The organism is Fibrobacter sp. UBA3629 (assembly GCF_002374005.1).
In the GTDB taxonomy this organism is placed as follows: domain Bacteria; phylum Fibrobacterota; class Fibrobacteria; order Fibrobacterales; family Fibrobacteraceae; genus Fibrobacter.
This window is the reverse complement of sequence record NZ_DFLC01000006.1, coordinates 32,991-59,280: the sequence shown is the minus strand read 5'-3', so window position 1 is coordinate 59,280 and position 26,290 is coordinate 32,991. Positions and strand designations below refer to the sequence as shown.

Here is a 26,290-nt window from a genome sequence, read left to right as displayed (position 1 = left end):
AATGAAAAAGACATGGCTAGCCCTGCTCTCTGCAGCCACATTTGCTCTCATATCTTGCGCCGCGACAGGTCCGCACGTTGATGCTTTCAACCGTGCCCAGAAGGCATATAATGATGGCAAGGACGACAAGGCTATCGAAGAGGCTCTCAAGTCCTTGAAAATCAAGCCCGACTATCAGCCTGCTATTGACTTCCTCAACAAGACGTTTGACGATGTGGTTTCTGCGAAGAACGACACGATTGCGATGTTCAAGAAGCGCGATGACCCGAACCCGAAGCGCTGGGACAAGATTGTTCACATGGAAGAACAGAAGGCGGAATACGCAAAGCAGATCAAGCTGATAGCCCGCCGCAACGAGAAAATCAAGTTGAGCGTGGACTTCAACCCGAGGGATCTTAAGGTTGCAAAGGATAGTGCCGCTGCTTCGCACTATGCTGCGGGTCTCGAAAAGATGAACGGCCGTAACAAGTCCGACCAGCAGCAGGCCGCCATCCATTTCCGCAAGGCGTTTACCTACCACGATGATTACGAGGATTCCAAGAGGCTCTATGCGGAATGCAAGAAGCGCGGAACCGTACGTGTGGTCGTGGACCCGTTCAAGAACGACTACAGTGGCCGCATGGACGCAGCCCTTATTTCGGAACTCCAGAAGAACAAGGAAGCTTCCGAGTTCCTGCTGTTCCTCACGCGAGCCGACCTCGATCGCCTGCTCGACGAACAGAACCTGAGTTCTTCGGCAGACTTCCAGGATAGCGAAGGCGAGGAGATGATGGGCAAGCTCCGCAGTGCCGAATACCTCATCGCGGGTTCCATCGAGAAGCACGTCTGTTCCGATGATGAACGCGACGTGGAACGCGACCGCGAAGAGAAAGAAAACACCGCGCGCGTCCAGTATGGCAGCCACCAGGAATGTGAAACTCTGAAGAGCGGCAAGCGCCGTTGCTACAACGTGCCCGACTACAAGACGGTCTATGCGCACATCGTTATCGACTCCCTGACCAAGAAGGCTTCGACCTCCGGCTTTATCCAGATTCTCGATTTCGCGACGGGTGAAATCAAGAAAAAGTCAGACATTCGCGTGGGCGTGCTCTCGTCGGGAATCGTTGCCGGTTGCACGGGTGCGCCTGAAGCGTACAAGCCGGTGTGCAAGCATACGACGATTACGCTCCGCGCTTGCAGCGAGATGAACGACCAGATGACAATCGACTTCGCGCGCAAGTCCGTGAACGAGATTGCGAAATTTACGAAAGAATTCAAAAAGTAACATTGGTTCCGAACAACCTTTTTCTAAATTTTACATTCAACAACAATACCCCCCCTTTAAGGAGAGATCATTATGAAGAAGATGTTCCTGTTCCTTGCTGCCGCAAGCCTTGTTAGCGCGACGGCATTTGCTCAGGATGACTATGACTACGGCGAGGACTACGGTTCTTCTGAATCCGCACCGGCGTCTGAAGACGGCTATACTGACATGGGTAGCAGCGACGAATCGACCTCCGACAATTCCGGTTCTGACGTCGAATACAAGAGCATGGACGACGAGAGCAAGAAGACCAGCCGCACCGAAGGCGAAGGCGGCTCCGTTTTCGATAAGCCCTACAACCTCGGCTGGAATGTCGGTGTCGGTTTTAGCGGCTTCTTCAGCACGGAAGTTTGCATTCCCAATATTCCGGGCTCCTGCGATGACTACGGTGGAGACCTCTTCGGTGGCGCAATGGAGTTCGGTGGATCTTTGAACTACCACTTCAACAACAACCTCAGCTTGATTGCCGAAGCGAACATCGACATTCGCTTCTACATGGCCAACCTCGGTCGGTTCAGCATCTATGATAGCTATGGATATTCCTACGACAGCGACGTGACCTTGGATGCCTTTGTCTTTGGTCTCCAGGTTCCGGTGCTTGCCCGTTACAACTTCACCCCGACCATCTATGCCGAAGCCGGTCTGCAGTTGGAACTCAACCTCGGCACGGGCATCAGCTTCTCCGACGAAGACGGCACGGAAGTGACAGGCATGACGGAAGCGATGATGAAAGACAAGTGGATCTACAATTACTTCGATGCCCAGTCCTTCGTGGCTTCGATTGTCATCGGTGGCGGTACCACGATCGATGTCGGCAAGTTCTATACCGATGTTGGTGTCCGCGTCATCATCGACTTCCTGCCTTACATCAAGCTTGATGACATATTCACCAATTCTGGTTACGAAGAAAGCTCCGCCAAGTCCTGGCAGATCCAGTTCTACATGAACCCCTGGTTCAAGTAATCGGCTAACGATTCAGGAATTCGGCTCCGCTTCGGCGGGGCCTTTTCGTTTGCTGTTGCGATGGTTATTGCTGCAATAAAAAACACCCTCGCGAGGGCGAGGGTGTAAATATTTGCCTTGAAGCGGCCGCTTACTTCTTGTTCTTCTTGGGCGGGTGCGCGGCAATCTTCTTTGTGCCCTTGGCCTTGGCGGTTGCGGCCTTTGCAGCCTTCTCTTCGGCTTCGTAGACAGCCTGTGCCTGACGGAGAGCGTCGGTCGGGTCGATTTCGATGGCTTCGGAAGCTTCGTCCACGAGTTCGGCGAATTCGTCGTACCAGTCAGCGAAGATTTCCACTTCGAGGTGGTCGACGCCCGGAACTGTGAGGCGTGCACCGCAGGCTTCGCCGATGCGGTCGAGGAACTTCGCCATCTGCGGCTTCAACAGCGTGAGGTCGAGTCCGTCGAGGTCCTCGGGTTCAAAGTACACGGCGTCGACATCGCTGTCGTCGTCCTTCGCCTTCTTGCCCTTCTTGCACTTGCAGTCTTCGCCGCAGCACTTGCATTCCACGTTCTCGTTGCCGTAGAGCGCCATGTACTCTTCGTCGTCCATGCCGCTGTCGTAGTAGAACTCGTCGTCTTCGAGGTAGAGTTCTTCCACGAAGATTCCCTTTGCGCCGAGCGTCTTGGCCGCGGCAATGAATTCCTTGAGGTCGCCGCCGAAGTAGCGGGTCGATTCTGCTTCCTCGTTCAGGGTCTGGACGGGAATGGGGGAGAGCTTCTGCTTCTTGAGGTAGTCGCAGATTTCGTCAGTAATGGATTTCTGAATCTTAGCCATGGGGCCTCCTATACGTGATACTTCTTGAGGCTCGGGGCCTTTTCTTCGATAAGCTTCATGATGCGGGCGACAGCGTCGGCGCCGTTGGCCGTGTCCTTCACGCTCACGAGCGGCTGGAACAGCGGGCTGTTGAACAGCGTGCCGAGAGGAATCGGGTTCTTGCGGCAGAACGTGATGTCGATGAAGTCGCGTGCGTCCTTCTGCAGGTTGTGCGCCTTCTCCTTGTCGCCGGCCTGGAAAGCCTTGTAGAGTTCTACGAAGGTCTTCGTGGCCTCGGGGATGTTGCCCGAAGCGCTGATGAGGCCCGTGCCGCCCATTTCGAGGAGGTCGGCGAACAAGCCGTCTTCACCGCTCATCACGGCGAAGTCCTTGCCCTTCGTTTCCTTGATGACGCGCATCGTGTCTTCGTGGAATTTTTCGCCAAAGCCGAATTCAACAGCCTGCTTGAGGCCGATGATGTTCTTGTCTTCGGCAAGCTCGATGAGGGTGTCGGGATGCACGTAGCTGGAGGTGCGGCCCGGAACGTTGTAGATAACGATTTTGGCACCCGTCTCGCTGCTGAGCGTGCGGTAGTGCTTCAGGAGGCCTTCCTGCGGCGGGTTGTTGTAGTAGCCAGTCACGCAGAGGACTGCCACCGGGGCAATCTTCTGCACGTTCTCGATCATTTCGATGGATTCGCGGGTGCAGTTGGAACCGGCACCGGCAATCACGGGCACGCGGCCGTCCACGTAGTCGAGCGTAAACTTGATGACATCGAGGTGCTGCTGCGGAGAGACCGTCGCACTCTGACCCGTGGTCACGGCAGGGAGCACGCCACTTGCGCCGTTTGCAATCACGTCGTCGATCATCTGTCCCATCTTCTTGTAGTCGATGGAGTTGCGAAGGTTCTTGGGATCGTCGTTCTTGAGCGGGGTGAACAACGCGGGGAAAACACCGGTAAGTTGAGAAGCGTTAGTAATCTGCATAGTGCCTTAAATATACTAAAAGGCGAGAGTCGCGGCAAAAGCTATTTTGTTTTTGATATGGATGGCCGCGAAAAAAACTATATTTGTCGCCTGATTACAATAACGGGCTTTTGAACCATGAACGCAGAAATTGAGAAACGCCGCACTTTCGCCATCGTAAGCCACCCCGACGCGGGTAAGACCACCATCACCGAAAAGTTCCTGTGGTACGGGAACGTCATCCGCGAGGCGGGTCACGTTCGCGCCAAGGCGAACCGCAGCTACACCGTGAGTGACTGGATGAAGATCGAGCAGCAGCGCGGTATTTCGGTTTCGAGTTCCGTGTTGAACTTCCCGTTCGAAGGCTGCATGTTCAACCTCGTCGATACCCCGGGGCACCAGGACTTCTGTGAAGATACCTACCGCGCCCTGACCGCCGTGGATGCGGCCCTCGTGCTTATCGACAGCGTGAACGGCGTGGAAAAGCAGACCATCAAGCTCATGGACGTGTGCCGCATGCGCCACACCCCGATTATCACGTTCATCAACAAGATGGACCTCGATGGTCGCCATGTGCTCGACCTGCTCGACCAGATTGAAAACGTTCTGCACATCAAGACGGCTCCGTTTACGCTCCCGATTGGCGTGGGCAAGCTTTTCAAGGGCGTGTATTCCATCGCTGAGAATACGTTCCATACCTTCAACAAGGAAGAAGGCCATCAGGAAATCATCCAGATGGAAGGCCCGGACGATCCGCGCCTCGTGGAAATGTGCGGCGAGAACTGGGTAAACCAGTTCAAGGAAGAATACGAGATGGTCACGGGCGGCATGGACCCGTTCGACCACGAGAAGTTCCTGAAGGGCGAGATGTGCCCCGTGTTCTTCGGTTCTGCCGTGAACAACTTCGGTGTGCGCCAGTTGCTGAACGCTTTTGCGAAGCTCGCGCCGCCCCCGATGGTGCGCGAGACCGACAAGCGCCCCGTGAGCCCCGACGAGGATGCCTTCAGCGCATTTGTGTTCAAGATTCAGGCCAACATGGACCCCAAGCACCGCGATCGCACGGCCTTCCTGCGAATTTGTTCGGGAAGCTTTACCCGCGGGGAGAAGGTTTTTCACGTGCGTACCGGTCGCGAAATCCGCCTGGCCGCCCCGACGGCGTTCCTCGCGAAGGACAAGGAAGTCATCGACCACGCCTGGGCGGGCGACATCGTGGGTATCAACGACCCGGGACTGTTCCGCATCGGCGACACGCTCACGGACGGCGAGAAGATGAACTTCACGGGCATTCCTGACTTCGCTCCGGAACACTTCGCCCGCGTTACTTTGTTGAACCCGCTCAAGTCGAAGCAGATGGCGAAGGGCCTTGCCGAATTGAGCGAAGAAGGCGCAACGCAGTTGTACGAACCGCTCAAGTCCGCGATTCCGGTTATCGGCGTGGTGGGCGAGCTGCAGTTCGACGTGCTCAAGTTCCGCCTGCAGAGTGAATACGGCGCCGACGTCTCGCTGGACCGCGTGCCTGCCCACGGAATCCGCTGGGTTTCTGGCCCCGAGAAGGACGTGGGCAAGTTCGCCGAGGAATACGCGATGGACTGCATGATGGACAAGGAAAGGAACCTCGTGTGCCTCTTCCCGAACGAGTATCGTCTGAACCTCGCGATGAAGAACTACGAGAATTTGAAGTTTGCCGAGACGTCGCAGGGTTAACCCTTGCGGGTTCCGGTGGTCTAGAGCCGCTGTTCTTTACTATATTGTTGGGTGATTGGTTTAAATAAAGGAGTTCTCTATGAAATTGAGATTTTTTGCAGCGGGTGTAGCCGTTACGGCGGTTGCCCTGCTGTCTGGTTGTGCCGGAAGCGTAAATGCGACACGGTCGATTGAATATGCATCTGCCAATAAGGCGATTGCCGAGGAGGCGAAAGCGGATCCCGCACAGGTCGAATCGACAAATGCGAAACTCGATTCCGCAAAGGCCTTGCAGGCAAGTGGAGAAGACGAGCAGGCTGCCGCCCTTGCCGAACAGAGTGCCCTTGAATACAGGCTTGCCGTTGCGACGGCCGAGCGCGATGCGGCAAAGAAGGAAGATGAACGCGTCGAGAAGGAACTTCGTGGCGATGTCGAACGCAAGCTCATCTACCAGAACATCCTTGACCAGGAAACGAAAAAGGCGGAGGCGAAGTAATGAAGACAAGGAATCTGTTTGTTATTACTGCCCTGGTGGCATCCGCTTGCTTTGCTGCCGAAGAAGCCATGGCCGAGGCTCCTGCTGTTGAAGCCCCTGCGGCCGAAGCCCCCGCTGCAGAACCGAATGCCGTTGAGGCGTGCAAGGCGTCTATCGATGCGGCGTCCAAGGATGTTCCCGCAAATGCCGTTTCTGCAAAGTATTCTCTCGCAGCCGCAAAGGCTACTCTCGCCGACCTGGAAGCGGCGTTCAATGATGACCCCGAATCCGATGGCGTAAAGGCTCTTGCGAACAAATGCGACATGACGGCGAAAATTGCTGCGGTCCAGGCCGAAACGCAGGCTCTCCGCAACCATACCGCCGAGAACTGGGAAAAGCGTGCAGCGACAGCGCGCTCCATTGAAGCCATCCAGGAACAGATTGGCCAGGCCCGTAGTGGTAAGGTAAACGACCTCGAGGCTGAAAAGGCCAAGATGAAGGACCAGGAAGCCCGCCTCCAGGCCGAAATGCAGCAGAATCAGGAAAAGTTCCAGGCTGAAGCTGCCGCCAAGGAAGCCGCCCTCAAGGCTGCCAGCGAGCGCGAAGCCAATCTCCAGAAGCAGCAGGCTGCCTTGCAGCAACAGCTTGAAGCTGAGAAGAAGGCCCTTGCCGAGGAGCGCGCGAAGGCCGAAGCCCGCCAGGCCGAAGCCATGAACAAGCTGAACGAACTCCAGTCCAAGCTCATCCAGGTGACGAAGGACGCCCGTGGTATTATCCTTTCCATGTCCGACATCCTGTTCGACGTGAACAAGGCTTCCCTCAAGGCTGATCTCAAGACGAGCCTCGCGAAGGTGGCGGGAATCCTCTCCGTGTACCAGCAGTTCAATGTCTCCATCGAAGGTAACACGGACAACACGGGTTCTGCCGAGCATAACATGAAGCTCTCGCAGCAGCGTGCCGACAACGTGAAGAACTTCCTCGTGGAACAGGGCATCGACGCAGGCCGCCTTACCGCCAAGGGGCTCGGGATGACCATGCCCATTGCCGACAACAAGACGAAGGAAGGTCGCCAGAAGAATCGCCGCGTGGACCTCGTCATTCAGGACAAGGCCCTGCAGAATGCTGAACCTGTGGCTGAACCCGCCGCACCTGCTGAAGGTGCCGCTCCGGCCGCTGAACCTGCAAAGAAGTAAGGTTCCGTATGGCAAAGACAGTCACCGCCATGGAGGCGAGGCAAAACTTCGGCAACTTGCTGAACCAGGTCTCGCTCTCGCAAGAAGAAATCGTGATTGAACGTGCGGGCAAGCCGCTTGCGCGTCTCGTGAACGTTTCATCTTCGCGTTCCGGCGGTGAACTGGACTTTCGCGATATCGGCAAGCTCCCGAACGGCATCTGGGAGGAACGTTAGATCGCGGGCGTCTTGAAGCGACCCCTTGCCACGTAGCCCAAAACTTTGTATATTCTATGGCATGAGAAAGAACCTTAACCTTCGACTTCTACTTGGTATCGCGCACGGAGCGAGGTTTTAGGCTATTTCGTTTTAAATAGGAATTAACTTAAAGGGCCCGCTTCCGTGACGAAGCGGGTTCTTTTTTATGGCAAAATGCTATTTTTGAACAGGAAAAGGAACTTTGCGGCGCATGGAAGTCGGCAAGGAGATGAAAAATGAGCGAAAATAAGAACACGATTGAAAGACAACCTTTCTTTTACGATGTCACCCTGCGTGACGGCAACCAGGCGCTCCCGAAGCCCTGGAACAACGCCCAGAAGAAGGACGTATACCTGCAGCTCTTGAAGCTCGGCGTGCAGGGTGCCGAAGTCGGCTTCCCGGCTTCGAGCGAGATGGACTTTGAATCGTGCAAGGAACTTGCCCAGCTGACCGCCAAGATGGCTGAAGAAGGCGACGAAGTCGCAAAGCGCATCGTGGTTTCGGGCCTGGCCCGCTGTGTGGAAAGCGATATCCAGCGCTGCTGGGAAGCGGTGCAGTACGCTCCGCACCCGCGTATTCATACCTTCCTCGCCACAAGCCCGCTCTCGATGGAGTACGTGCTGCACCTGACCCCCGAACAGGTCAAGGAGAAGGCGGTGCATTGCGTGAAGTTTGCAAAGTCGCTCGTAGGTAGCAAGGGCGATGTGGAATTCAGCGCCGAGCATTTCGGTGACTGTCTCGAAAACATGGATTTCGTGATTGACGTGCTGAAGGCCGTGGTCGAAGCCGGTGCGACGACCATCAACCTGCCGAATACGGTGGAACGCTACCGTCCGTTCCTGTATGTGAACCAGATTAAGCAGGTGTACGAGGCGCTCCCGAAGGACGTCACGATTTCGGTGCACTGCCATAATGACCTTGGCATGGCGACGGCCGCCACCGTCGAAAGTTTCTTCGTGGGGGCAACCCAGCTGGAAGTCGCGCTGAACGGCTTGGGCGAACGCTGCGGCAACACGAATTTTTACGAAGTTGCGGTCGCGCTGCACAACTCCGGCGTACAGACCGGCCTGCACATGGAACGCATCTACGAGACGGCCATCTTGATTTCCCAGTGGTCCGGCATCAACATCTACAGCCGCGCCCCGCTGATTGGCGCCGAAGCCATCGTGCACCGTAGCGGCATCCACCAGGATGGCGCCTCCAAGACGAAGGACATGAAGAAGGGCGCCTACCGCCCGATCGACTACTCCATCATCGGCCGCCACCAGAACGACGCCCTGAGCTTCACGAGCCAGAGCGGCCGCACCGCCGTGTACGAGATTATCACGAAGTTCGGCTACAAGATGACGCTCGCCGAAGCCGCCGAACTGCAGCCGATCCTGAAGTCCTACAGCGAAAAGGAAGGCGAACTCAGCGCCGAGCGCGTGCTGGACGTGTTCCGCGAGCAGCGCGTGAACGTGAACGGCCGCCTGGTGTTCAACAACATCGAGGTTATCCCCGACGAGAACCGCTTCATTTTCCACTTCAAGAAGGACGGCGAACCGCTGGTGAGGTCCATTACGGCAGAAGGCCCGATCGAGGCCGCCCTCATGCTCATGCGCGAAATCGGCATGCCGGTGGAACTCGTGAAGTACCGCCAGCTTGTGGTACCTGAAAAGGACAAGTTGTGGGCTGGCCGCGGGCTTAGCCGCATGCTCCTGAAGGCGGGCGATGTTGAGGTCGAAGGCCGCGGCGTCAGTAGCGATACGCTCAAGGCCAACATGCGCGCCCTCTTCGGCGGCGTGAACCTCCTGTACAAGAAGGCCTAATTGTCATCCCCGCGAAGGCGGGGATCTTTTAAGAAAAGGAAATCCACATGCTCGAACAACTCAAGCGCCCGTTCAAGAAGCGCTACAACAAGTACCGCGGTAAGCTGGAAGGCTTTGTCGGGCCTGTCAGGGAATCGGCGTCGAAGTTGCTCGCGATGATCCCGAAGGGGGAGGCCTTCGCGGGTTCCGAAGATTTGGGCGAGGAATCCGGCGAAGCAACTCCGGGCAAGAAGCCCGGGCTGCTTGCCAAACTCAAGGATTTCAAGAAATCGCTGAAGGGACTTTCTGATTTCCAGAAGCTCATCCTGTTGACCATCGCGGTCGTGCTCCCTGCGGGCATCCTCATCGCGGTGGCGTTGGCTGGCTTCCTGCGCCGTAAGAAGTAGTTTTTTTTGTAAAGAGGAGGAGAAAAAATGAAGTCGGTTTCAAGGTTGTCTTCGTGGAAGTTGCTGGCCCTAGTCGGGGCTTTTGCTTGCACAATGCTTGTCGCTTGCGGAGACGATGGAAGCGATGTCTTCCTGACGCGCTCTGACACGGAGTCTTCGGATGTTTCGTCATCTTCCGCCCAATCATCCTCGTCTTCGGACAGGTATTCTTCGAGCGTGAGGTCTAGCAGCGCTCGCTCCAGCAGCAGTATAAGCGTGGCTTACGCGGAACCTTGTAGAGACGAGTACTTTGATGATTGCGAATACGGAACCCTGGTTGACGAACGTGATGGGCAATCCTACAAGACCGTAAAAATCGGTGACCAGTGGTGGATGGCCGAGAACTTGAATTTTGCCTACCTGCAGCCGACCGAAACTCGAGATTCCTCCAGTTTTTGCTACGATGACGATGCTTTGAATTGTGAAAAATATGGTCGCTTGTATTTATGGGGCGCAGCGATGGACAGTGCCGCTATTTATAGCGATGACGGCATAGGATGCGGGTATATTCACGATTGCAATCCCGCTGAGAGGGTGCAGGGTGTTTGCCCTCAGGGTTGGCATGTGCCTACAAGGGCTGAATTCATGGTTCTTTATGAATCCGTAGGCGGTTATGACGATAATGATGTTGCAAAGAAAAAATTGATGGCGGTCGATGAATGGCGCGACTGCGGTGCTGGGTGTACAGACTCCTACGGGTTCACTGTTCTGCCCGTAGGCTATTTCGATGAAAAGTATGAGGACTTGGGCAGCAATGCGCTTTTCTGGAGTTCTACTCCATATGATGAGGGGTCTTCTACTGATAACGCCTACTATATGTATGTCAATTTTTATATGGGTTTTGGTACTGCTGACAAAGATGATGCCAACTCTGCGAAATCGGTCCGTTGCTTAAAGGACTAAACTTGATGCTCTCTTCCCGTTTGCCTAAAGATCTTTCTCCGTCGCCGTTTTTTGTGTTCTGTCTAGCTATTTGTTCCATTGTCGGAATAAAGTAACGCTCAGTAGTGAACTTATTGTATATTTACGGAAAAAAGGAGGATTTTGTGAAAAAAAGTCTTTTGCTTCTTGGAACCGGCATCTTCTTGACGGCGCTTTTCTCCGCTTGCGGCGATAACGGTTCGTCTACGGATGTTGACGATTCGTCTTCCAGTGTCGCTGACGACAACGGATATTCGTCATCTTCCGTTTGGGCATGGGATACCCTTCCAGCGGCACTGCAATATATGGCAGATTCGCTACCCGAAATGAATCCGACGACGCCACCTTGCAAGACGGATAGCACGGATACTTGCGAATATGGATCCTTGACTGACGATCGTGATGGTCAAACTTACAAGACCGTAAAAATTGGTGACCAGGTCTGGATGGCGCAAAACCTGAACTTCGAAACGGGGAACAGCGTTTGCTTTGGAGACGCCGATTCCAATTGCGTTGAGTACGGGCGCTTCTATACATGGGCGGAGGCGATGGATAGCGCCGCCGTTTTCAGTACGAATGGTGAGGGTTGCGGGCATGAGCATGAATGTTCGCCGACTTACCCCGTACAGGGCATTTGCCCCGAAGGTTGGCATTTGCCTACAAGGGATGAATGGTGGATTTTGCTTCGAGCTGTGGTTGACACGAGTTTTAGAGGTAATCAGTTGGATACCGCAGGTTCCATGGCAGGAATGGTGTTAAAATCAACGAGTGGCTGGAACGCTAGCGAATATGGCGGATGGTACATCCCCTGTAATGATTCGATTTTTTGTTTTGTTCCTAGTGGAAACGGAACGGATGAATATGGGTTCACGGCATTGCCTGTAAGCAAACAGTCTTTGTTGGGGGAATGGGAATATGGTGATGATGCCTCCTTCTGGAGTTCTTCGGAGTCTGATGAAACTCCTGGTTGTGCTGGTGTAATGGGGCTGACAGGTGCGTATTTTAAGGCTTCGCTGTTCGACTCTAGAATGTATAATCGAAAGAGTATTCGTTGCCTTAAGGACTAGCTATTAATCACTTCCTATGCTTTCTTCCCGCTTGCCTAAAGATCTTTCCCCGTCGCCGTTCTTTGCCGAATTGGAACGCGCGAAGGCCGATGTGTGTGCGGAATGTGCAGGCTCAAACGCGCTCCCGTTTATCGACATGACGGTAAGCAGCCCGGTCAAGGCTGGCTTGCCGATAGACTTGAATGCGGCGGTGGAGGAGACGCGCAAGGATTTCGGTTGCTGGAATCCGGATGCGGCGGGGTGGAAGTCTGCACGCGAGGCGGTGGTGGAGTACTATCGCGAACGCGGCGGTAACTTTACCGCAGGCCAGATTATTCTGACTGCTAGTACGAGCGAAGCATACTCTGTTTTGTTCAAGACATTCTGCGATCCGGGCGATGTAATCCTCACGCCGATGCCGGGCTATCCGCTGCTCGATACGCTTGCCCAGCTGGAACATCTGGAATGTGCACCGTACTTTTTAAGTCTTAAACGGGAGAATAAAAAAAAGATCCCCGCCTGCGCGGGGATGACATCGGGCGTGGATTTTCGATTCATACTCGATACTGATAGCTTGCTGGCTGCGCCGGAAAAGGCGAAAATCCTGCTGCTCGTTTCGCCGCATAACCCGACGGGGCACTGCGTTTCCCGCGAAGAATGGAATGCGGCGGTTCGCTTTTGCGAAGAAAACGACATGATTCTTGTGGTGGACGAAGTCTTCGGTGATTACGGTTTTTCGCCGGAGGTCCGCCGTAGTTGGGAATATGTGTTTGGCGGAAAGAGAGATTCCCGCCTTCGCGGGAATGACTGTGGGCGAGAGTCTCTTTGGGATGCCGGTGGCGGCGACTTCATTAACCTTCCCGAAGACGGCCCCAAGTGCCCCATATTCTGGCTGAACGGCTTAAGCAAGGCCGTGGGTTCCCCGCAGCTCAAGCTCGGCTGGATGGCTTTCTACGCGCCCCGCGAACGCTTTGAAGAAATCCGCGCGGCACTCGAATTCGTGGAAGACGCCTACCTGAGCGTATCTGCCCCGGCACAGGCTCTCGGCTTCGCGCTCCTCAAGCAGTCCGCCGCCTACGAATCGCGCGTCAAGGGACGCCTTTTGCAGAACTGGCAGACCCTTCGTGAAGCCTTCCCGTCCAAGTACTGCCCCGAGGTCCTCGGCGGCTGGTATGCGGTTATCCGCCTGGGCGAAGACGACGAGGAACTCACACTCCGTTTACTCCGCGAAAAGCACGTGCTGGTGCAGCCCGGGTTCTTCTTCGACTTTGACGAAGATGGCTGGGTGGTTATCTCGCTCCTGCAGGAACCGGCGCTGTTTAAGGAAGCAGTAGCGAGGATGCGCTCGCTTGCGGATTCCTAGTACCTGAAAATTTGTATATTACACGCGGAAATTGAACAGGTCGTAACGTGGAAAAGAAAAAGATTTTGCTTATCAACTGGCGCGACATCAAGAACCCGGAAGCGGGTGGCGCCGAACTGTACTTTCACGAGATTTTCAAGCGCATCAACGCTCGCAACTATGAGGTGACTGTCCTTTCGCATAGCGTGAAGGGCCTGCCCGACGAAGAGGTGGTCGACGGCATGCGCACCATCCGCACGGGCAACAAGTTCCTGTTCAACTACACAGCGCACCGCTATGCCCGCAAGCACCAGCACGAATACGACCTCATCGTGGAGGACCTGAACAAGATTCCGTTCTTCACGCCGTGCAACACGAAGGTCAAGCGCCTCCACATGGTGATGCACTTTTTCCGCAAGTCGATTTTCCGCGAGACGTTCTTCCCGATGGCGCTGTACGTGTACTTGATGGAACGTGCGGTGGCGCTCTTCTACAAGGGCGAGAACTTCCTCGCGATTTCGCAGAGCACCGCCGACGAGATTGCCGACATGGGAATCAAGCCCAGGTGGACCGAGGTGGTGGAGCCGGGCATCGATACGGTGTACTTCCATCCGACACAACCCAAGGCTGACCCTCCGGTGATTTCTTACGTGGGCCGCCTCATGAAGTACAAGAACGCGCAGTTCGTGATCAACGCCATGCCGCGCCTCCGCGAACTGGTGCCGGGCGTCGTACTTGAGGTCGCGGGTGGCGGGGACTACCGCGCCGAACTCGAAAAGTTGGTCGATAAGCTTGGCGTGCGTGATTCCGTGAAGTTCCTCGGACGCGTATCCGAAGACGAAAAGCGCGACCTCCTGAGCCGCTCCTCCCTTTTCATAAACCCCTCGTTCAAGGAAGGCTGGGGCATCAACAACATCGAGGCGAACCTCTGCGGAACGATCTCGATGAGCAACAACGTCGCTGGCCTCAAGGATTCGGTGGTGGACGGCGTGACCGGCCTCCTGTACGAGAATGACGATCCCGAAGGCTTCTGCGAGAAGGCCGCGGCCGTTCTGCATGACAAGGCCCGCCTTGCCGAACTCGAAAAGAACGCCCGCGAGCGTGCCCTGACCATGAGTTGGGACGCAATGGCCGAAAAAATGGAAAAAGTTGTTGAAAAAGCGTTTGTATAACGTTTTTTGACACAAAATTTTGTTAAATTTCCGCCCGTGATTGCCCCCTGCGGTTCATCGCTGCGGCGAAAACCGCCCTGCTCCAGATTCCTGAGTCGGACTCAAGTCCGCTGGATAGGAGCCCCTGGCCGTCAAGCTTCCCTAGAAGCGCTATTAAGATGGCCCTAAACTACACACACTCGCAATCACCCCTACGGCGGGTCTTTTCCAGCCTTCCGTTGTGGCTTAACCCTTATTTATGAGGTGCCCAGATGGAAACATACATCGCAATTGCTCTGTCGCTCGTCGCAGTGATTCTGAGCATCGTTATCCTGACTAAGGTTAACAAGGTTCTCGACAATCTCCATACTCCGATTGTTAAAAAGCTCACCCCGGACATGAACTTGAAGCCGAATTCCCGTCGCCCCGTAAGCGCACAGGACATGGCTCAGCGCGGTGACCGCAACAACAAGGACCATGGCAAGGATCGTCAGAACAACAAGGAAGCTCGCGGTGACAAGCAGGCCCAGCCCGCCCAGAACCGTGACCGCAACGAACAGCGCTCCGACCGTGGCCCGCGCCGTGACCGCCGTGAAGGCCGTCCCGACCGTCCGCGTCGTGAATTCAACAAGCCGGCTGCCGAAGCCGCAGCTCCTGCCGAGGCCGTCCAGGCTCCGGCCGCCGAAACTGCCGCTCCCGTTGCAACCGAAGCCCGCCGTCCGCTCGCTCCGCGCATCCCGGTTGAAACTCCGGCTGCCCCTGCCGCTCCGGCTGTCGAAGCTCCTGTGGCCGCTCCCGCAGCCGCCGAAGCTCCGGTGATTGCCACTCCGACCGAGTTCGACCCGAACAAGGTCCGCTATGGCCGTCGCAACGTGATTAAGAAGCTCCCTGAGCTCGCTGACGAAGCATAATCGCGGTAGCCAAGCGCACAACAGGCGAAAAGCTTGAAAAAAGTCCCCTGGTCCTAGACCGGGGGATTTTTAGTTTGTGCGAAATACGGTGGTGTAGGCTACAGGCGCCTGCGGGCCTGCGCGTTAGAATTTTTCGTCGTAGCGGTCGCTGTAGCCGTCGTCGTAGCCGTCTTCATAATCGTCGTCGTCCGGGAATCCCGATTCGAGTTCCGTGAAGCTCGGTTCTTCGATGGAGACGACCTCCACCTCGAAGGTGAGGTCCTTGCCCGCAAAGGGGTGGTTCCCGTCTACGAGTACGGAATCGCGGTAGATTTCCTTGACGATGAAGATGCCGTCGCTTTCGTCGCTGTCGAGGTTGAGGTCTTCAACGAATTCGTCGGCGGTATCGGGCAACTGGAATTCGCGGATGTCGTTGTCCATGAACATCTCGAGCTCCATCCCGAGCCAGAGTTCACCCACGTCCTGGAGTTCTGCCTTGGGCACCTTCATGATGAGGTCGTCGCGGTAGGGGCCGTACCCGAGGTTTGCGGGAATGTCGACAGAAAACCTTTCTCCGAGCTTTCGACCGGCAAGAGCGGATTCGAGCCCCGGGATGATGTTGTTGTACCCGTGAATGTAGACAAAGGGGTAGGAGGCGGGAATTTCTTCGAGAATACGTCCCTTTTCCTTGAGTACATAGGCGATACTGACCTTTGTCCTGTCTTCGATAACTTCCATACGCGCGCAAATATAGATTTTTTTGCTACATTGCTGCCATGCTTTACGGAATTTGCTCTGACATTCATTCCAACGCGACGGCGTTCGAGGCGGTGCTTCAGTCCATGGAAGAAAACGGGGTCGAAAGGCGCGTCTGCCTGGGCGACCTGGTGGGCTACGGTGCAGACCCTGACGAATGTGTAAAACTCGCTCGCGAAAACATGGATATCTGCCTTATCGGAAATCACGATAGCGTGGCCATCAAGTACGAGTCGAGCGTCGGGTTCAACCCTTATGCGAAACAGGCAATCGACTGGACACAGGCGCACCTGAGCGAAGAATCGGCGGATTACTTGAAGGCGCTTCCTTATATCCGTGAAGAAAATGACATCACGTTCGTGCACGCCTCTCCGCTTTCGCCTGCGGACTGGGTCTACGTGACCGACCTCGAGGAGGCGCTTGAGGCGTTTGACCATTTTCGTGGCACCTACTGCTTTATTGGCCACACGCACAGCCCTGTGATTGTCGCGAGCCGCCCGATGGCCATCCCCAAGATTTTGGACGAGTACGAATACACCATCGTGAATACGGAGCGTTTGCTCGTAAACGTGGGAAGTGTCGGGCAACCGCGCGACCGCGACTGCCGCGCCTGCTGGTGCCTTCTCGATACCGAGACCAAGTGTGTGAGGCTCATCCGCGTAGAATACGATGTGTTCCAGACGCAGGAACGCATGCGCAAGGCGGGAATGCCGAGCTTCCTCATCGACCGTCTGAGCGTGGGTCGCTAGCTCCATGAAATGGGTCCTCGCTGTTTTCGGTAAGGCCGGTTCGCCGTTTATCGCCGACGAGGTTGAAAAATACGTGAAGCGCCTGCGCGGTGGCATGTTCCCGCTCGAGGTCGTGGAACTCAGGGAATCAAAACTCGATGACCGCGTGCAGTCGCTTGCGCAGGAGGCCGCGCTATTCGAGAAAAAGTTCCCGAAGTCGGAATACCGCCGCGTCATCCTTTCCGAAGAGGGCAAGCTTATGGATACGGTAAAGCTTTCGGACACGCTCCGTGACCGCTTCTCGGGCAATATCGTGTTCTTGATTGGGTCCGCCTACGGGATCGACGAGAGCCTGAAAAAGACGGCGGACCTGCTGTTGTCGCTTTCGCCTCTGACGTTCACGCACGACCATGCCCGTGTGATTATGGCAGAACAGCTCTACCGCGTGCAGATGGTGATGCAGAACCACCCGTACCATCACCGATGATACGGGCTTGATACACTTGCTACACTTTGATATTTTTATAAAACACTTCTGTTTTTTCTTGTAAACGAAAAAAGGCATTTTATAGGGTGAACGTTGGTTTCCACAATCTATATTGTGCTAAAAAAGAGGTTTACTATGGATTTTTCGAAGACTGCGGCTGCCCTGGCTCTCTCTGCCGCTTTTCTCGCTGCGCCCTCGATGGCGAAGAACGTGCTGAGCAACGGCGATATGGAATATGGAGACGGGGGCTGGTACCTGTGGAACAATCCCGACGGTCCGGCGAAGGTTGAGATGCAGCTTGCCAAGCCCGGCCTTGGATTCGACGGCTCGCAGGGCGTTAAGGTGGTGGTGAAGGATCTTCCTAAAATTTGGTGGGGACTCCAGCTGCAGCCGCCCCAGTGGCTGGCCGATTCAGCCTATTACACGCTCACCTTCAAGGCGAAGGGCAACATGCCTATCAATGCGGTGGTGCAGGGCGGGCCGCCCGACTATCGTCAAAAAGAAAGCGGGAGCTTCCAGCTTACCGACAAGTGGCAGACGTTCTCGATGACCTTCCTTGCCGACCAGAAGGGTTATGGCCTCAACAATGTGACGTTCCATGTAGGCCTGCAAAAGGGCTGGCTGCAGATGGACGATGTGGAAATCGAGAAGTCCGAGGCCATGGATACGGCCTGGTACAATAATGCGGAAACCCGCATCGACAGCCTGCGCAAGGCGGACTTCACGGTGAAGGCGGCTCCCGGTTCCCAGGTGTCCGTAAAGCTTGTCGAACATGCGTTCCCGTTCGGAACCGCCCTCAACATTACCACGAGCGACAAGAGTGACAGCATCGAGAACTGGTACAAGGGCGAAGCGAAAAAGCTCTTTTGGCATGCGGTGAGCGAGAACCAGTTCAAGTGGCCGGAATACGAACCCAAGAAGGGCAAGATTCTGAAGGACGAGATGTACCGCTACGTGGATTTCACCAGGGAAAACGGCTGGAAGCTGCGTGGACATGCGCTCATGTGGGGCCACCAGGGCTATGGTTTCGACAAGCACTACTCCAACCCCAAGAATGCGAAACAGTGCAAGGATTTCGCGAAGTTCCTCAAGGCCCGTATCGAGCGCGACCTCAAGGAATACAAGGGGAAAATTACGGAATATGACGTGTGGAACGAACCTCTGCATGAATCCTACACGTTCAATACTTGCGGCTGGGGCATCCTTGACAGTGCGTTTGTCTGGGCGCACCGTGCCGACCCGGACGCGAAACTCTACATCAACGAGTATAATGTCGTCGCGGCGGGGGAGACGGACCGCTACGTGAGCCTCATCAAGGGAATGCTCGCCCGTAAGGTCCCTGTCCATGGAATCGGCGTGCAGTGCCATTTTGGCCTGCGTCCGGTTGTGCCGGGTCTCATCAAGGAACGTCTCGACAAGCTTGCGAGCCTCGGGCTTCCGATCAAAGTGACCGAATTTGACGTAGGCGACTGGCAGGTAGGCATGAATGACCCCGAAGAAGTGCAGGCCGAAAAGTTCGAGACCTTCATCCGTACTGCGTTTAGCCACCCCGCTATCAACGGAATTGTGCTCTGGGGATTCTGGGACAACCGCCACTGGGTCAAGAACGGAGGCATCGTCGCCGCTGACGGTCGCGAAAAACCAGCCGCCAAGCGTGTCTATGACCTGTGGCACAAGGTGTGGACTACCGAGGCGACGGTGAAGGCCGGTGCGGACGGTGTCGCGAAGTTCCGCGGGTTCAAGGGCAGGTACAAGGTAACTGCCGACGGCAAGACGTTCGATTTGGAAGTGAAGTGACATCGCTTCATTTGCGGAAAAACTATATTGTGGGGCATGAAGCATCTTCCCGGCATTCTCTTTCTGCTCGCCATGCCCTGCTCGGTTTTCCTGTTTATCAAGGTTTCCGACAAGACTGGTTCCGATATCCTGGCCCTTGTTTCGGCGGTGGCGCTCTACGTTCTTGTCGGGCTCCTGGTTGCTTTTGTCATGAACCGTAAATCTTCGGACAAGGAGTAGCCATGTCTATCGAAGAACGTTCCACGCTTGTTTTTGCGACCGGGGTCGGCCGCGTCAAGGAAGAAAAGCCGAAGGTCGAGCGCCCGCAGGGCGACGGCGTCGTGCGCATTCAGTTAAAGCGCCTCGGGGGCGGCAAGATGGCAAGCGTCGTCTCCGGAATTCCGCTCGATGAAGACGAACTCAAGGATCTGGCGCGCGGTCTCAAGCAAAAATGCGGTGTCGGAGGCTCCGTGAAGGACTTCAACATCGAAATCCAGGGCGACAAACGTAATATTTTGAAAACAGAACTGGAGAAAAAGGGCTTTACGGTCAAGCTCTCCGGTGGCTAAACACGCTGTTTTTGCTCTGCTTTGCTCTTTTTCGGGGAAAGTTGTCTATATTTTATTCCTGTAAAGGAATTAAAAGATGACAAAGACCTTTTTAAAAGTTTGTGTTGCCCTGGCTGCGGTTGTCGCTGCGGCACAGGCACAACAATTCAGCTCGAAGTATTTTGACTGCTGGATGGAGAACGTCGCGCACGTGAATGCGGACGAAATCCAGCGCCTTGGAATCAAGACCTATGGCGATGCGTGGATTTGCGGTTGCTTCAATGTCGAGGATACCGAAGGCGAGGACTGGCAGGAGGGCGAAGTGCTCACGAAGGTGAACAAGGTCTGGGACCTGCCGCCGTTCGAAATTTATCCCTGCCGTGCGAAGGACTGTAGCGATACGAGCGAGACCTACAACAAGAGTCTCGACCTCTGCGTCGACCACCTGAACAACAGCAGCTTCAAGCTGTCCGACTTCAAGGATGGCGGCAAGGTCCATGATGCAATCGCTCAAAAATTCCCCGAGTCCAAGAAAAAGGCGAAGAAGGGGGAGGATTCCAATCTTACCGATTTCGGCAAGTATCTCGATGAACGCAAGGACCGTTCCGATAGCGTCCTCTGCTTTTTCCAGTATCATGAACGCCCGGGGACGGAACGTTTTCTGGACTGGGACAAGAAGGGGGTTTTCAGCATCTCCGGGCTCCCCGAAAAGCTGCTGCCCGAATCCATCGGGAGTTTCCCCGACTATAGCGATGTGCGCTGCAAGGACGGAAACGAATGGTCGGGATTCCTCGTGAACGGCTACATCGAGAACGTGATGCACGTGGATGCCGAAGGCAAGTTCCACGGCCGCGAGACGGGTTACGGCAACGACCTTACGCTCCCGGCGCGTCAGGGCAAGGATTTTGGCAAGGTCCTCTATACGGTGGACTATGTCCACGGAGTCAAGAACGGTACGGCCAAGTTCTACCGCTACAGCGCGATGGACAACCTTAGCGTGACCGACAAGAAACTCCATAAGAAGCTTGAAAAGTATTACTTCCTCCATCTCGAAGTGCCTTACCGCAAGGGCGCTGTACATGGCGTAGTCAACATGTTTTCGCACAAGGGCTTCCTCATGGCCGAAATCCCCTACTGGGATAACACGATTCATGGCAGGGTCGTGGTCCACTACCCGTTTGTCGAAGACGTGAAGGCGATTGAAGCTGCCGACAAGAAGGAACTGAAGCGCATTTCCAAGATCAAGAAGAAGAAAGACAAGGAAGAGGCCATGGAAGCCTTCAACAAGATGAAGGAAGAGCGCGAGAAAAACAAGCCCAAGGACAAGGTGACCATCGATTACAAGAAGGGCAAGCTCAATGGCCCGAACGACCTCGGATACTCCTTCGGCAACTACCGCGACGGTAAACTCGATGGCAAGTACATGACCTTTACCGTCAAGGAAACTTGCTATGAATGGATTCCGGTAAACGGGGTTGAGGGAATCGATCCCGAAACGACCAACAAGGTTTGCTTGACCGAGAAACAGGACAAAAAGAGCTGGGGCACGTTCCGCAACGGCGAACTCCAGGGCCTTATCGAATGTGCGAACGGAATCAAGGGCAAGGAGAACGTGGACTGCGACCACGCTTACTAGGCGGACTTTCGCCCCGATGACAAAACGGGCGCTTTTAGTTATATTTGTCGCGAACTTGAAAGACCGCAAGGCCTGAAGGTTGCATGCCTGGTTAGTTTAACAGGATAAAACGCGTCCCTCCTAAGGATGAGCTCCGCGTTCGAGTCGCGGACCGGGTATTACGCTGGTGGATGATTCCACCAGCGTTTTTGTTGTCATCCCCGCTATACGATACTTGGCAACTTGTTGCCATAGTAGAGTTATCCTCTTTGGGGAGAAGGCGGGCGGACAGCACTTAGAGCTATGCTCTTTAGTGCGCGTGGCCACCATGGTGGGGATCTCGCAAATTTTTTTTCTAACTTTACATCGTGAAGAAAGTTTATCTCGTTATCGTAGTTCTATTTGCTTTGTTGTTGCTGCTGCCGTTTACGGTGCAGACCGTTGTGGATTTGCGTGGCGATAAACGGTTTGTTTCTTTCGATATTTTCAAGGATGTTCTTTATACGCCGTTTGTGCGCGAGTCGCGCATGGAGATGCTTTCGGCAAGGCTCGATAGCACCTGGAGGACCGCCCGTGAATCCATTGCTGCTGGTTCGGAAACCGCGGACGCTTTGGAACCGGTCATCGGTGCGCTTTCGGATTTGGAGGCGGTCGCGCTGACCGTCAACGCGTATGCGTCGCTCGATACCGCGGAGGCGGGCTACAAGTTGCTCAAGCAGGCGGACACGCTGCTGGCAAGCCTCGAGGATGAGCCCGAAAGTTTCAAGGTCGTCGATTCGACTCTCAAGGCGGTGGTGGGCGAGTTCGGGCATTTCTCGGTTGTGCGGGCAATTTCGGGTGTCAAGCATTACGGCGTATGGACGAGCCGCTACCTGCGGGCTTTCGAGAAGAAGGTTGAAGACGAGAATGCGCTGGTGCTTGCGGTGCGCCCGCGTTACCAGCTCGCGGTGTGGAATATCTTTAACGATCCGGGCGAGAAGGTGGTTCTCGGTGCGGGGGAAGACCGCTGGCTATTCTACCGGCAGGACGTGGAATTCTTGGTGCAGCCGTCCCCGCTGGATGTGCGCAGTGCAAAACTGGATAACCCGATTACAGCGATTGAAAAATTCCGCGACCAGCTGAAGGCGAAGGGCGTGGAACTCCTGGTGGTGATTACTCCGGGCAAGCCGAGCATCTATCCCGAAAGGCTGACCGGCGCATCCCCGGTCGCAGGCTTTAACAGCACAGGCCACGGCAAGTCGATGCTCGATTCGCTCGCTCGCCTCGGGCTAAATACGGTGGACTTGTACACGCCGCTCCTTGCCGCGAAGGCTGGCGACGCAAAACTCGGGCCGCTCTACCTGAACGACGATACTCACTGGACTCCGCGCGGAGCTGAACTTGCGGCAGGCGTGATTGCGGGCAAGGTGCGCGAGATGGCGGACGCGGGCATCGTAGATATTGGCGAACCGTCTATGGAATACGTCGCATCTGATTCCGTTGCCGACCGCATGGGTGATATTGGCGAGATGAGCGGACTCAACAAGTTCGGCGTGTTCAAAGTGCAGAAGGTGATCGGGCATGTGGTTTCCGATTCTTCACATATCCCCTTCAAGGACGATTTCCGCAAGGCAAAGATTTTGATTCTCGGAGACAGTTTCAGCCGCATTTACCAGACCGATTCGCCGGTGAACGCCGGATGGATTGCGCACTTTGCGAAGAATATGAACCGCCCGGTAGCGAGCATTGTGAGCGATGGCGGCGCTTCGACCTTGGTGCGCGAGAAACTTGCCCGCAAGGCAGGCGTACTCAAGGGCAAGAAATTGTTAATTTGGGAATTCGTGGAACGCGACCTCCGCTTCGGTGCGGAAGGTTGGAAAGACGTGGAATTATAGAGGTCTTTATGGCAAGGCATGGAACCCCCACTCCGGGGCAGGCTATTCTGGAAGGTATCGAATGGCTCAAGATGGACAAGGCCGAATTCGCGCGCCGCATCGGGGTGCCGATGGAAACGCTTGAAGGCTTGATTGCGGGAACGGTGGAAATCACCCGCGAACTTGCCGAATCGCTCGAATCCGTGACGGGTAGCCCTGCGGCCTACTGGCGCATGCTTGCGTCTAAAGCAAAGAGGAATGCATAATGAATATTACCGATGCCGTTTCTTGTATGTGCGATCTCGCGATGGGCGAGGCGGAACAGTTTGACATTATCGCTTCGAATTCGCATTCCGAAGGCTTGTCCGTTTTCCAGGGGCAGGTGCAGAATACCGAAATTTCCGATTCCGTAGGGCTTGGCCTCCGCGTGATTAAGGATGGTCGCCCCGGCTACGCGCATACCGAACGCCTCACGAAAGAGGCGATTGCGCAGACCATCAGGGATGCCGTCTGTCATACGCAATGGACCGAGCCCGTGAATATCAAGCTTCCTTCGCCCGCCAAGATTCCAGAAGGAAACCCAAACTACAATCCTGCGCTCGAAAAGCTTTCGCTCGCAGAGCTCAAGGATTTCTGTATTGAACTGGAAAAGGAAACATTTGCACGTTCCAAGGAAATCGTGAACATCCCTTATCTGGGGGCGGACTTGAACCGCGAAATCTCGATAGTGGCGAACAGCAACGGACTTTTCTACACCGACAGGGATAATTCGGTTTCGGTCGGGGCGGGGGCTGTAGCCATACGCGACGGCATAAGCAAGCTTGGCAATTTCGTAAAGAGTAGCCGCGACTGGAACGAAATCTCGATGAAGGAAATCGCCGACAGGGCCGCGACATATGCAACGGAACTTTTCGGGGCAAAAAAGATAGAAGGCGGCAAGATTCCGGTCGTGTTCTCGGAACGTATTGCGGGACGCTTTATGAACATGTATGCGTCTCCGTTTATTGCGGAATCCATGCAGAAGGGAACTTCGCGCCTTGCGGACAAGGAGGGCTTGAAAATTGCTTCGGACAAGTTTTCTCTGTGGAGCGATCCGAATTCCGAAAACTTCTGCAACAAGGTCTACTTCGATTCCGAAGGCTCGCTCACGCGCCGTGTGGAAGTCGTGAAGAATGGTATTTTTAACGAGGCCCTCTACAATCTTGAAACCGCAGCCAAGGCGGGTCGGTCTTCGACCGGGAACGCTGCGCGCGGTTTTGGTTCCAAGATGGGCACGACTTTTTGGAACATGTTTGTCCCTGCGGGTGAGGCCTCGACGGCGGAACTTCTCAAGATGTTCCCGAAGTGCCTTCTGGTCGTGCGGCTCGAAGGTGGATCCGGCTGCAGCGCCGTTTCCGGCGAGCTCAGCATAGGGGCTCACGGGTTCTGGTGCGAAAATGGCGTCGTTCAGCATCCGGTTGACGGGGTGACGCTTTCCGGGAACTTCTTCGACATCATCCAGAATGTCGTTGGTGTCGGGAACGAGTATTATGACCGTTTCTCCGGAATCAAGGTCCCCGCTCTCGCCATTTCGGAACTGGCGGTTAGCTGCTAGATTATCGTTTTGGATTGTCGGTTTAATTTTTTAAATTTACTCTCGTATGCAAATTCTTGAAAGTATGGATTATTGGTTTTGGTCCCCGCTTCTTTTTTGGGTTGGGCTTTATTTCTGGTTTTATCGAGTTTCCTACCCGACTTATCTCAAGAAGCAGATGAAAAAGGGACACAAGTGGGCTTTCGTGCCCGAATGGAAGGGCTATTGGATTCCGCTGGATATCGTGTTTGGCGTGGTCGCGTCGGTCGCGTCCGTCATTCCCGTCGCATGGGCGCTGATGAAGCTGAGTGATTTGCTGTGGTTCTACGGCTTTGTTGCCGTTCCGCTGTTCTTTGCAATAGTGGCGGTTCTGAGCAATGTGGCGAAGAAGCGTACGGCACTGCTTTTCCAGTCTGCATATTTCCTTGAATACCGCAAGGTGCGCTACGAGACCGAGATCAAGGGCAATTTCCGCAGCGAGGCCGATGTCCACAACCGTACCATCTGGAGCTTTACCAAGAAGCTCAAGAATGCGGAAGCGCACGGACGTCTTTGGAAATATGTGAACGCCATGGCGAAAACCAAAAAGATTCCGCCCGACGTATATGCGGAGACCACCTATGTCTAAGAATATTTTGGACACGCTCGGAATGGGCGAGGAAGTTTTGGACGGGAAAAAGGCCTGGCAATATGCCGAGGAGATTTTGCTTCTCGTATCGAGGACGTTTGCGCTCAACATCAACGTGTTGAAGGGAAAACTCCACAAGAGCATCCTGCTTGCCTACCTTTACCTCCGCATTGCCGATACGGTGGAAGACGACCCCGACATGAACGCATCCGAGAAGGAAGAATTGCTCGGGCTGTTTGCCGACATTTTCCGCACTCCCGACTTGAAGGAGGAGGCTGTTATCGCATTCGAGGCGGCGCTCCCCGAAAGCTGGCGCAAGTCCGAACACCCCTACATGAACCTCTGTCTGCATACGCATGTGGTGGTGCCTCTGTTGAAGGAATTGCCGGAGGTCTATGCTGCTCCGGTCCGCGATGTCACTATCGAGATGTGCCGCGGCATGGCGAAGTTTGCCTTGCGTCAGGAGGCGGCGCTGAGCTCGGGATGGTTTACGCTCGAAAGTGTCGCCGATCTTGACGAATACTGCTACTATGTGGCGGGTATCGTCGGAAAGCTGCTCACGAACTTGTTCGCTGCGAATACGTGCCTCATCGGTGATGCGCGCAAGGCCGAGATGCAGAAGCTCGACGTGAGTTTCGGGCTTGCGCTCCAGGTCGCAAATATCGTGAAGGACTGCGTGGAGGATTCTGCACGTCGCGTGTGCTTTGTTCCCGAAGAAATCTGCCGCCGTCATGGCTTTGCGCATTCATACGAGATGTTTGTTGCTCCGGCCGGTGTTTCTGAGGAAGTGAGGGCTGATTTTGATGCACGCCGCGCTGCCGTGATGGGCGAACTTGTCAAGAAGGCGTGGAAGCATCTGGACGATGCGATTGCCTATACGAAGCTTGTGCCGAACTTGAAGATGCGCACGAGGCTCTTCTGCCTTTGGCCGCTGTTCATGGCTGCCGAAAACATGAAGCTCATTGGTGACGGCTCGGGGCTTTTCGTTTCTGACAAGAAGATGAAGATTTCGCGAGATACGGTGAAGAAGATTATCAAGTCTACTTCGACGCATTTTTATTCGGACGGGTGGATTGAAAAATCCTACAGCAACTTGAAGAAGGAGGCGGGCGTCTAGTCGCCCGGTGTATTG

At 55.0% G+C, this 26,290-nt stretch carries 27 protein-coding genes and 1 tRNA gene; 25 read left to right on the top strand and 3 right to left on the bottom strand.

The genetic code is table 11. From position 1 onward, the window contains the following. Nucleotide 1 precedes the first annotated feature (1 nt). Together B2310_RS01450 and B2310_RS01445 are read left to right on the top strand one after the other, a co-directional pair. The gene (locus tag B2310_RS01450; RefSeq protein WP_173381491.1) at nucleotides 2–1,264 is read left to right on the top strand and encodes a CsgG/HfaB family protein; all 1,263 of its coding nucleotides are present in this window, start codon (nucleotides 2–4) and stop codon (nucleotides 1,262–1,264) included. Nucleotides 1,265–1,336: 72 nt separating this feature from the next. Further along, nucleotides 1,337–2,266, top strand: a complete 930-nt coding sequence (locus tag B2310_RS01445) for a hypothetical protein (RefSeq protein WP_290728166.1) — start codon at nucleotides 1,337–1,339, stop codon at nucleotides 2,264–2,266. 130 nt (nucleotides 2,267–2,396) lie between these two features. Here B2310_RS01445 and B2310_RS01440 read toward each other — a convergent pair whose 3' ends face one another. Then, nucleotides 2,397–3,080, bottom strand: a complete 684-nt coding sequence (locus B2310_RS01440) for a hypothetical protein (RefSeq protein ID WP_290728164.1) — start codon at nucleotides 3,078–3,080, stop codon at nucleotides 2,397–2,399. An 8-nt stretch (nucleotides 3,081–3,088) separates the two neighbouring features. Next, nucleotides 3,089–4,045 carry a 4-hydroxy-tetrahydrodipicolinate synthase gene (dapA, locus tag B2310_RS01435; protein WP_088638771.1) on the bottom strand — a complete coding sequence of 319 codons (957 nt, stop codon included), beginning with the start codon at nucleotides 4,043–4,045 and terminating at the stop codon, nucleotides 3,089–3,091. A 117-nt stretch (nucleotides 4,046–4,162) separates the two neighbouring features. On the opposite strand from dapA, the gene B2310_RS01430 reads away from it, so the two are divergent. From B2310_RS01430 to B2310_RS01380, 11 genes are all read left to right on the top strand, one after another. Further along, entirely contained in the window at nucleotides 4,163–5,728 is a 1,566-nt protein-coding gene (locus tag B2310_RS01430) for a peptide chain release factor 3 (RefSeq protein ID WP_173381494.1), read from the top strand. Between the two features lie 79 nt (nucleotides 5,729–5,807). After that, nucleotides 5,808–6,203 (top strand): hypothetical protein, encoded by a 396-nt coding sequence (locus B2310_RS01425; RefSeq protein WP_173381495.1) that lies wholly within the window; start codon nucleotides 5,808–5,810, stop codon nucleotides 6,201–6,203. Next, nucleotides 6,203–7,375, top strand: a complete 1,173-nt coding sequence (locus B2310_RS01420; protein WP_290728161.1) for an OmpA family protein — start codon at nucleotides 6,203–6,205, stop codon at nucleotides 7,373–7,375. Before B2310_RS01425 ends, B2310_RS01420 begins: the two co-directional genes overlap by 1 nt. An 8-nt stretch (nucleotides 7,376–7,383) precedes the next feature. Then, nucleotides 7,384–7,590 (top strand): type II toxin-antitoxin system Phd/YefM family antitoxin, encoded by a 207-nt coding sequence (locus B2310_RS01415; protein WP_290727138.1) that lies wholly within the window; start codon nucleotides 7,384–7,386, stop codon nucleotides 7,588–7,590. A gap of 257 nt (nucleotides 7,591–7,847) precedes the next feature. Then, a complete protein-coding gene (leuA2, locus tag B2310_RS01410) occupies nucleotides 7,848–9,419 on the top strand; it encodes a 2-isopropylmalate synthase LeuA2 (protein WP_290728159.1) in 1,572 nt (523 codons plus the stop codon). 47 nt (nucleotides 9,420–9,466) lie between these two features. Further along, nucleotides 9,467–9,805, top strand: coding sequence for a hypothetical protein (locus tag B2310_RS01405; protein WP_290728157.1), 339 nt, complete (start codon nucleotides 9,467–9,469; stop codon nucleotides 9,803–9,805). Between the two features lie 27 nt (nucleotides 9,806–9,832). Continuing rightward, the gene (locus B2310_RS01400) at nucleotides 9,833–10,747 is read left to right on the top strand and encodes a fibrobacter succinogenes major paralogous domain-containing protein (RefSeq protein ID WP_290728155.1); all 915 of its coding nucleotides are present in this window, start codon (nucleotides 9,833–9,835) and stop codon (nucleotides 10,745–10,747) included. Nucleotides 10,748–10,890: 143 nt separating this feature from the next. Continuing rightward, nucleotides 10,891–11,832 (top strand): fibrobacter succinogenes major paralogous domain-containing protein, encoded by a 942-nt coding sequence (locus B2310_RS01395; protein ID WP_290728153.1) that lies wholly within the window; start codon nucleotides 10,891–10,893, stop codon nucleotides 11,830–11,832. Nucleotides 11,833–11,863: 31 nt separating this feature from the next. Next, nucleotides 11,864–13,174, top strand: coding sequence for a pyridoxal phosphate-dependent aminotransferase (locus tag B2310_RS01390; protein WP_290728151.1), 1,311 nt, complete (start codon nucleotides 11,864–11,866; stop codon nucleotides 13,172–13,174). Nucleotides 13,175–13,221: 47 nt separating this feature from the next. After that, a complete protein-coding gene (locus tag B2310_RS01385) occupies nucleotides 13,222–14,325 on the top strand; it encodes a glycosyltransferase family 4 protein (protein ID WP_290728149.1) in 1,104 nt (367 codons plus the stop codon). Nucleotides 14,326–14,576: 251 nt separating this feature from the next. After that, complete coding sequence (locus B2310_RS01380) at nucleotides 14,577–15,215, top strand: hypothetical protein (RefSeq protein WP_290728147.1); 639 nt, start codon at nucleotides 14,577–14,579, stop codon at nucleotides 15,213–15,215. Between the two features lie 123 nt (nucleotides 15,216–15,338). On the opposite strand, the gene B2310_RS01375 is transcribed toward B2310_RS01380, so the two are convergent. After that, complete coding sequence (locus tag B2310_RS01375; protein WP_290727145.1) at nucleotides 15,339–15,932, bottom strand: FKBP-type peptidyl-prolyl cis-trans isomerase; 594 nt, start codon at nucleotides 15,930–15,932, stop codon at nucleotides 15,339–15,341. 38 nt (nucleotides 15,933–15,970) lie between these two features. Between B2310_RS01375 and B2310_RS01370 the strand changes: the two genes are divergently transcribed. The 12 genes from B2310_RS01370 (at nucleotide 15,971) to B2310_RS01315 (ending at nucleotide 26,275) form a co-directional block, all read left to right on the top strand. Continuing rightward, the gene (locus B2310_RS01370; RefSeq protein ID WP_173365448.1) at nucleotides 15,971–16,699 is read left to right on the top strand and encodes a metallophosphoesterase family protein; all 729 of its coding nucleotides are present in this window, start codon (nucleotides 15,971–15,973) and stop codon (nucleotides 16,697–16,699) included. A 4-nt stretch (nucleotides 16,700–16,703) separates the two neighbouring features. Further along, nucleotides 16,704–17,165, top strand: coding sequence for a 23S rRNA (pseudouridine(1915)-N(3))-methyltransferase RlmH (locus B2310_RS01365; RefSeq protein ID WP_290728145.1), 462 nt, complete (start codon nucleotides 16,704–16,706; stop codon nucleotides 17,163–17,165). A 135-nt stretch (nucleotides 17,166–17,300) separates the two neighbouring features. Beyond that, nucleotides 17,301–18,962 (top strand): endo-1,4-beta-xylanase, encoded by a 1,662-nt coding sequence (locus tag B2310_RS01360; protein ID WP_290728143.1) that lies wholly within the window; start codon nucleotides 17,301–17,303, stop codon nucleotides 18,960–18,962. A 36-nt stretch (nucleotides 18,963–18,998) separates the two neighbouring features. Further along, a complete protein-coding gene (locus B2310_RS01355; protein ID WP_173365451.1) occupies nucleotides 18,999–19,181 on the top strand; it encodes a hypothetical protein in 183 nt (60 codons plus the stop codon). A gap of 2 nt (nucleotides 19,182–19,183) precedes the next feature. After that, on the top strand, nucleotides 19,184–19,510 hold the full coding sequence (locus B2310_RS01350; protein ID WP_290727149.1) for a stress response translation initiation inhibitor YciH: 327 nt from the start codon (nucleotides 19,184–19,186) through the stop codon (nucleotides 19,508–19,510). A gap of 76 nt (nucleotides 19,511–19,586) precedes the next feature. Continuing rightward, complete coding sequence (locus B2310_RS01345) at nucleotides 19,587–21,125, top strand: hypothetical protein (RefSeq protein ID WP_290728141.1); 1,539 nt, start codon at nucleotides 19,587–19,589, stop codon at nucleotides 21,123–21,125. An 85-nt stretch (nucleotides 21,126–21,210) separates the two neighbouring features. Continuing rightward, nucleotides 21,211–21,283, top strand: a tRNA-Arg gene (locus B2310_RS01340). 189 nt (nucleotides 21,284–21,472) lie between these two features. Next, nucleotides 21,473–22,978, top strand: coding sequence for an alginate O-acetyltransferase AlgX-related protein (locus tag B2310_RS01335; RefSeq protein WP_290728139.1), 1,506 nt, complete (start codon nucleotides 21,473–21,475; stop codon nucleotides 22,976–22,978). Between the two features lie 8 nt (nucleotides 22,979–22,986). After that, complete coding sequence (locus tag B2310_RS01330; protein WP_173365455.1) at nucleotides 22,987–23,223, top strand: helix-turn-helix transcriptional regulator; 237 nt, start codon at nucleotides 22,987–22,989, stop codon at nucleotides 23,221–23,223. Continuing rightward, nucleotides 23,223–24,551 (top strand): TldD/PmbA family protein, encoded by a 1,329-nt coding sequence (locus B2310_RS01325; protein ID WP_290728137.1) that lies wholly within the window; start codon nucleotides 23,223–23,225, stop codon nucleotides 24,549–24,551. Before B2310_RS01330 ends, B2310_RS01325 begins: the two co-directional genes overlap by 1 nt. A gap of 157 nt (nucleotides 24,552–24,708) precedes the next feature. Next, on the top strand, nucleotides 24,709–25,158 hold the full coding sequence (locus B2310_RS01320) for a hypothetical protein (protein ID WP_290728135.1): 450 nt from the start codon (nucleotides 24,709–24,711) through the stop codon (nucleotides 25,156–25,158). Continuing rightward, a complete protein-coding gene (locus B2310_RS01315) occupies nucleotides 25,151–26,275 on the top strand; it encodes a squalene/phytoene synthase family protein (RefSeq protein ID WP_290728133.1) in 1,125 nt (374 codons plus the stop codon). Before B2310_RS01320 ends, B2310_RS01315 begins: the two co-directional genes overlap by 8 nt. Nucleotides 26,276–26,290: the final 15 nt, after the last annotated feature.

Bases quoted from the DNA above. Each gene is read 5' to 3' on its own strand.
- B2310_RS01365 (WP_290728145.1), top strand. From the start codon at position 16,704: ATGAAATGGGTCCTCGCTGTTTTCGGTAAGGCCGGTTCGCCGTTTATC.
- B2310_RS01350 (WP_290727149.1), top strand. From the start codon at position 19,184: ATGTCTATCGAAGAACGTTCCACGCTTGTTTTTGCGACCGGGGTCGGC.
- B2310_RS01345 (WP_290728141.1), top strand. From the start codon at position 19,587: ATGACAAAGACCTTTTTAAAAGTTTGTGTTGCCCTGGCTGCGGTTGTC.
- B2310_RS01440 (WP_290728164.1), bottom strand. From the start codon at position 3,080: ATGGCTAAGATTCAGAAATCCATTACTGACGAAATCTGCGACTACCTC.
- B2310_RS01325 (WP_290728137.1), top strand. From the start codon at position 23,223: ATGAATATTACCGATGCCGTTTCTTGTATGTGCGATCTCGCGATGGGC.
- leuA2 (WP_290728159.1), top strand. From the start codon at position 7,848: ATGAGCGAAAATAAGAACACGATTGAAAGACAACCTTTCTTTTACGAT.
- B2310_RS01320 (WP_290728135.1), top strand. From the start codon at position 24,709: ATGAAAAAGGGACACAAGTGGGCTTTCGTGCCCGAATGGAAGGGCTAT.
- B2310_RS01430 (WP_173381494.1), top strand. From the start codon at position 4,163: ATGAACGCAGAAATTGAGAAACGCCGCACTTTCGCCATCGTAAGCCAC.
- B2310_RS01445 (WP_290728166.1), top strand. From the start codon at position 1,337: ATGAAGAAGATGTTCCTGTTCCTTGCTGCCGCAAGCCTTGTTAGCGCG.
- B2310_RS01450 (WP_173381491.1), top strand. From the start codon at position 2: ATGAAAAAGACATGGCTAGCCCTGCTCTCTGCAGCCACATTTGCTCTC.
- B2310_RS01420 (WP_290728161.1), top strand. From the start codon at position 6,203: ATGAAGACAAGGAATCTGTTTGTTATTACTGCCCTGGTGGCATCCGCT.
- B2310_RS01330 (WP_173365455.1), top strand. From the start codon at position 22,987: ATGGCAAGGCATGGAACCCCCACTCCGGGGCAGGCTATTCTGGAAGGT.
- B2310_RS01400 (WP_290728155.1), top strand. From the start codon at position 9,833: ATGAAGTCGGTTTCAAGGTTGTCTTCGTGGAAGTTGCTGGCCCTAGTC.
- B2310_RS01355 (WP_173365451.1), top strand. From the start codon at position 18,999: ATGAAGCATCTTCCCGGCATTCTCTTTCTGCTCGCCATGCCCTGCTCG.
- B2310_RS01360 (WP_290728143.1), top strand. From the start codon at position 17,301: ATGGATTTTTCGAAGACTGCGGCTGCCCTGGCTCTCTCTGCCGCTTTT.
- dapA (WP_088638771.1), bottom strand. From the start codon at position 4,045: ATGCAGATTACTAACGCTTCTCAACTTACCGGTGTTTTCCCCGCGTTG.
- B2310_RS01380 (WP_290728147.1), top strand. From the start codon at position 14,577: ATGGAAACATACATCGCAATTGCTCTGTCGCTCGTCGCAGTGATTCTG.
- B2310_RS01425 (WP_173381495.1), top strand. From the start codon at position 5,808: ATGAAATTGAGATTTTTTGCAGCGGGTGTAGCCGTTACGGCGGTTGCC.
- B2310_RS01370 (WP_173365448.1), top strand. From the start codon at position 15,971: ATGCTTTACGGAATTTGCTCTGACATTCATTCCAACGCGACGGCGTTC.
- B2310_RS01315 (WP_290728133.1), top strand. From the start codon at position 25,151: ATGTCTAAGAATATTTTGGACACGCTCGGAATGGGCGAGGAAGTTTTG.
- B2310_RS01405 (WP_290728157.1), top strand. From the start codon at position 9,467: ATGCTCGAACAACTCAAGCGCCCGTTCAAGAAGCGCTACAACAAGTAC.
- B2310_RS01375 (WP_290727145.1), bottom strand. From the start codon at position 15,932: ATGGAAGTTATCGAAGACAGGACAAAGGTCAGTATCGCCTATGTACTC.
- B2310_RS01415 (WP_290727138.1), top strand. From the start codon at position 7,384: ATGGCAAAGACAGTCACCGCCATGGAGGCGAGGCAAAACTTCGGCAAC.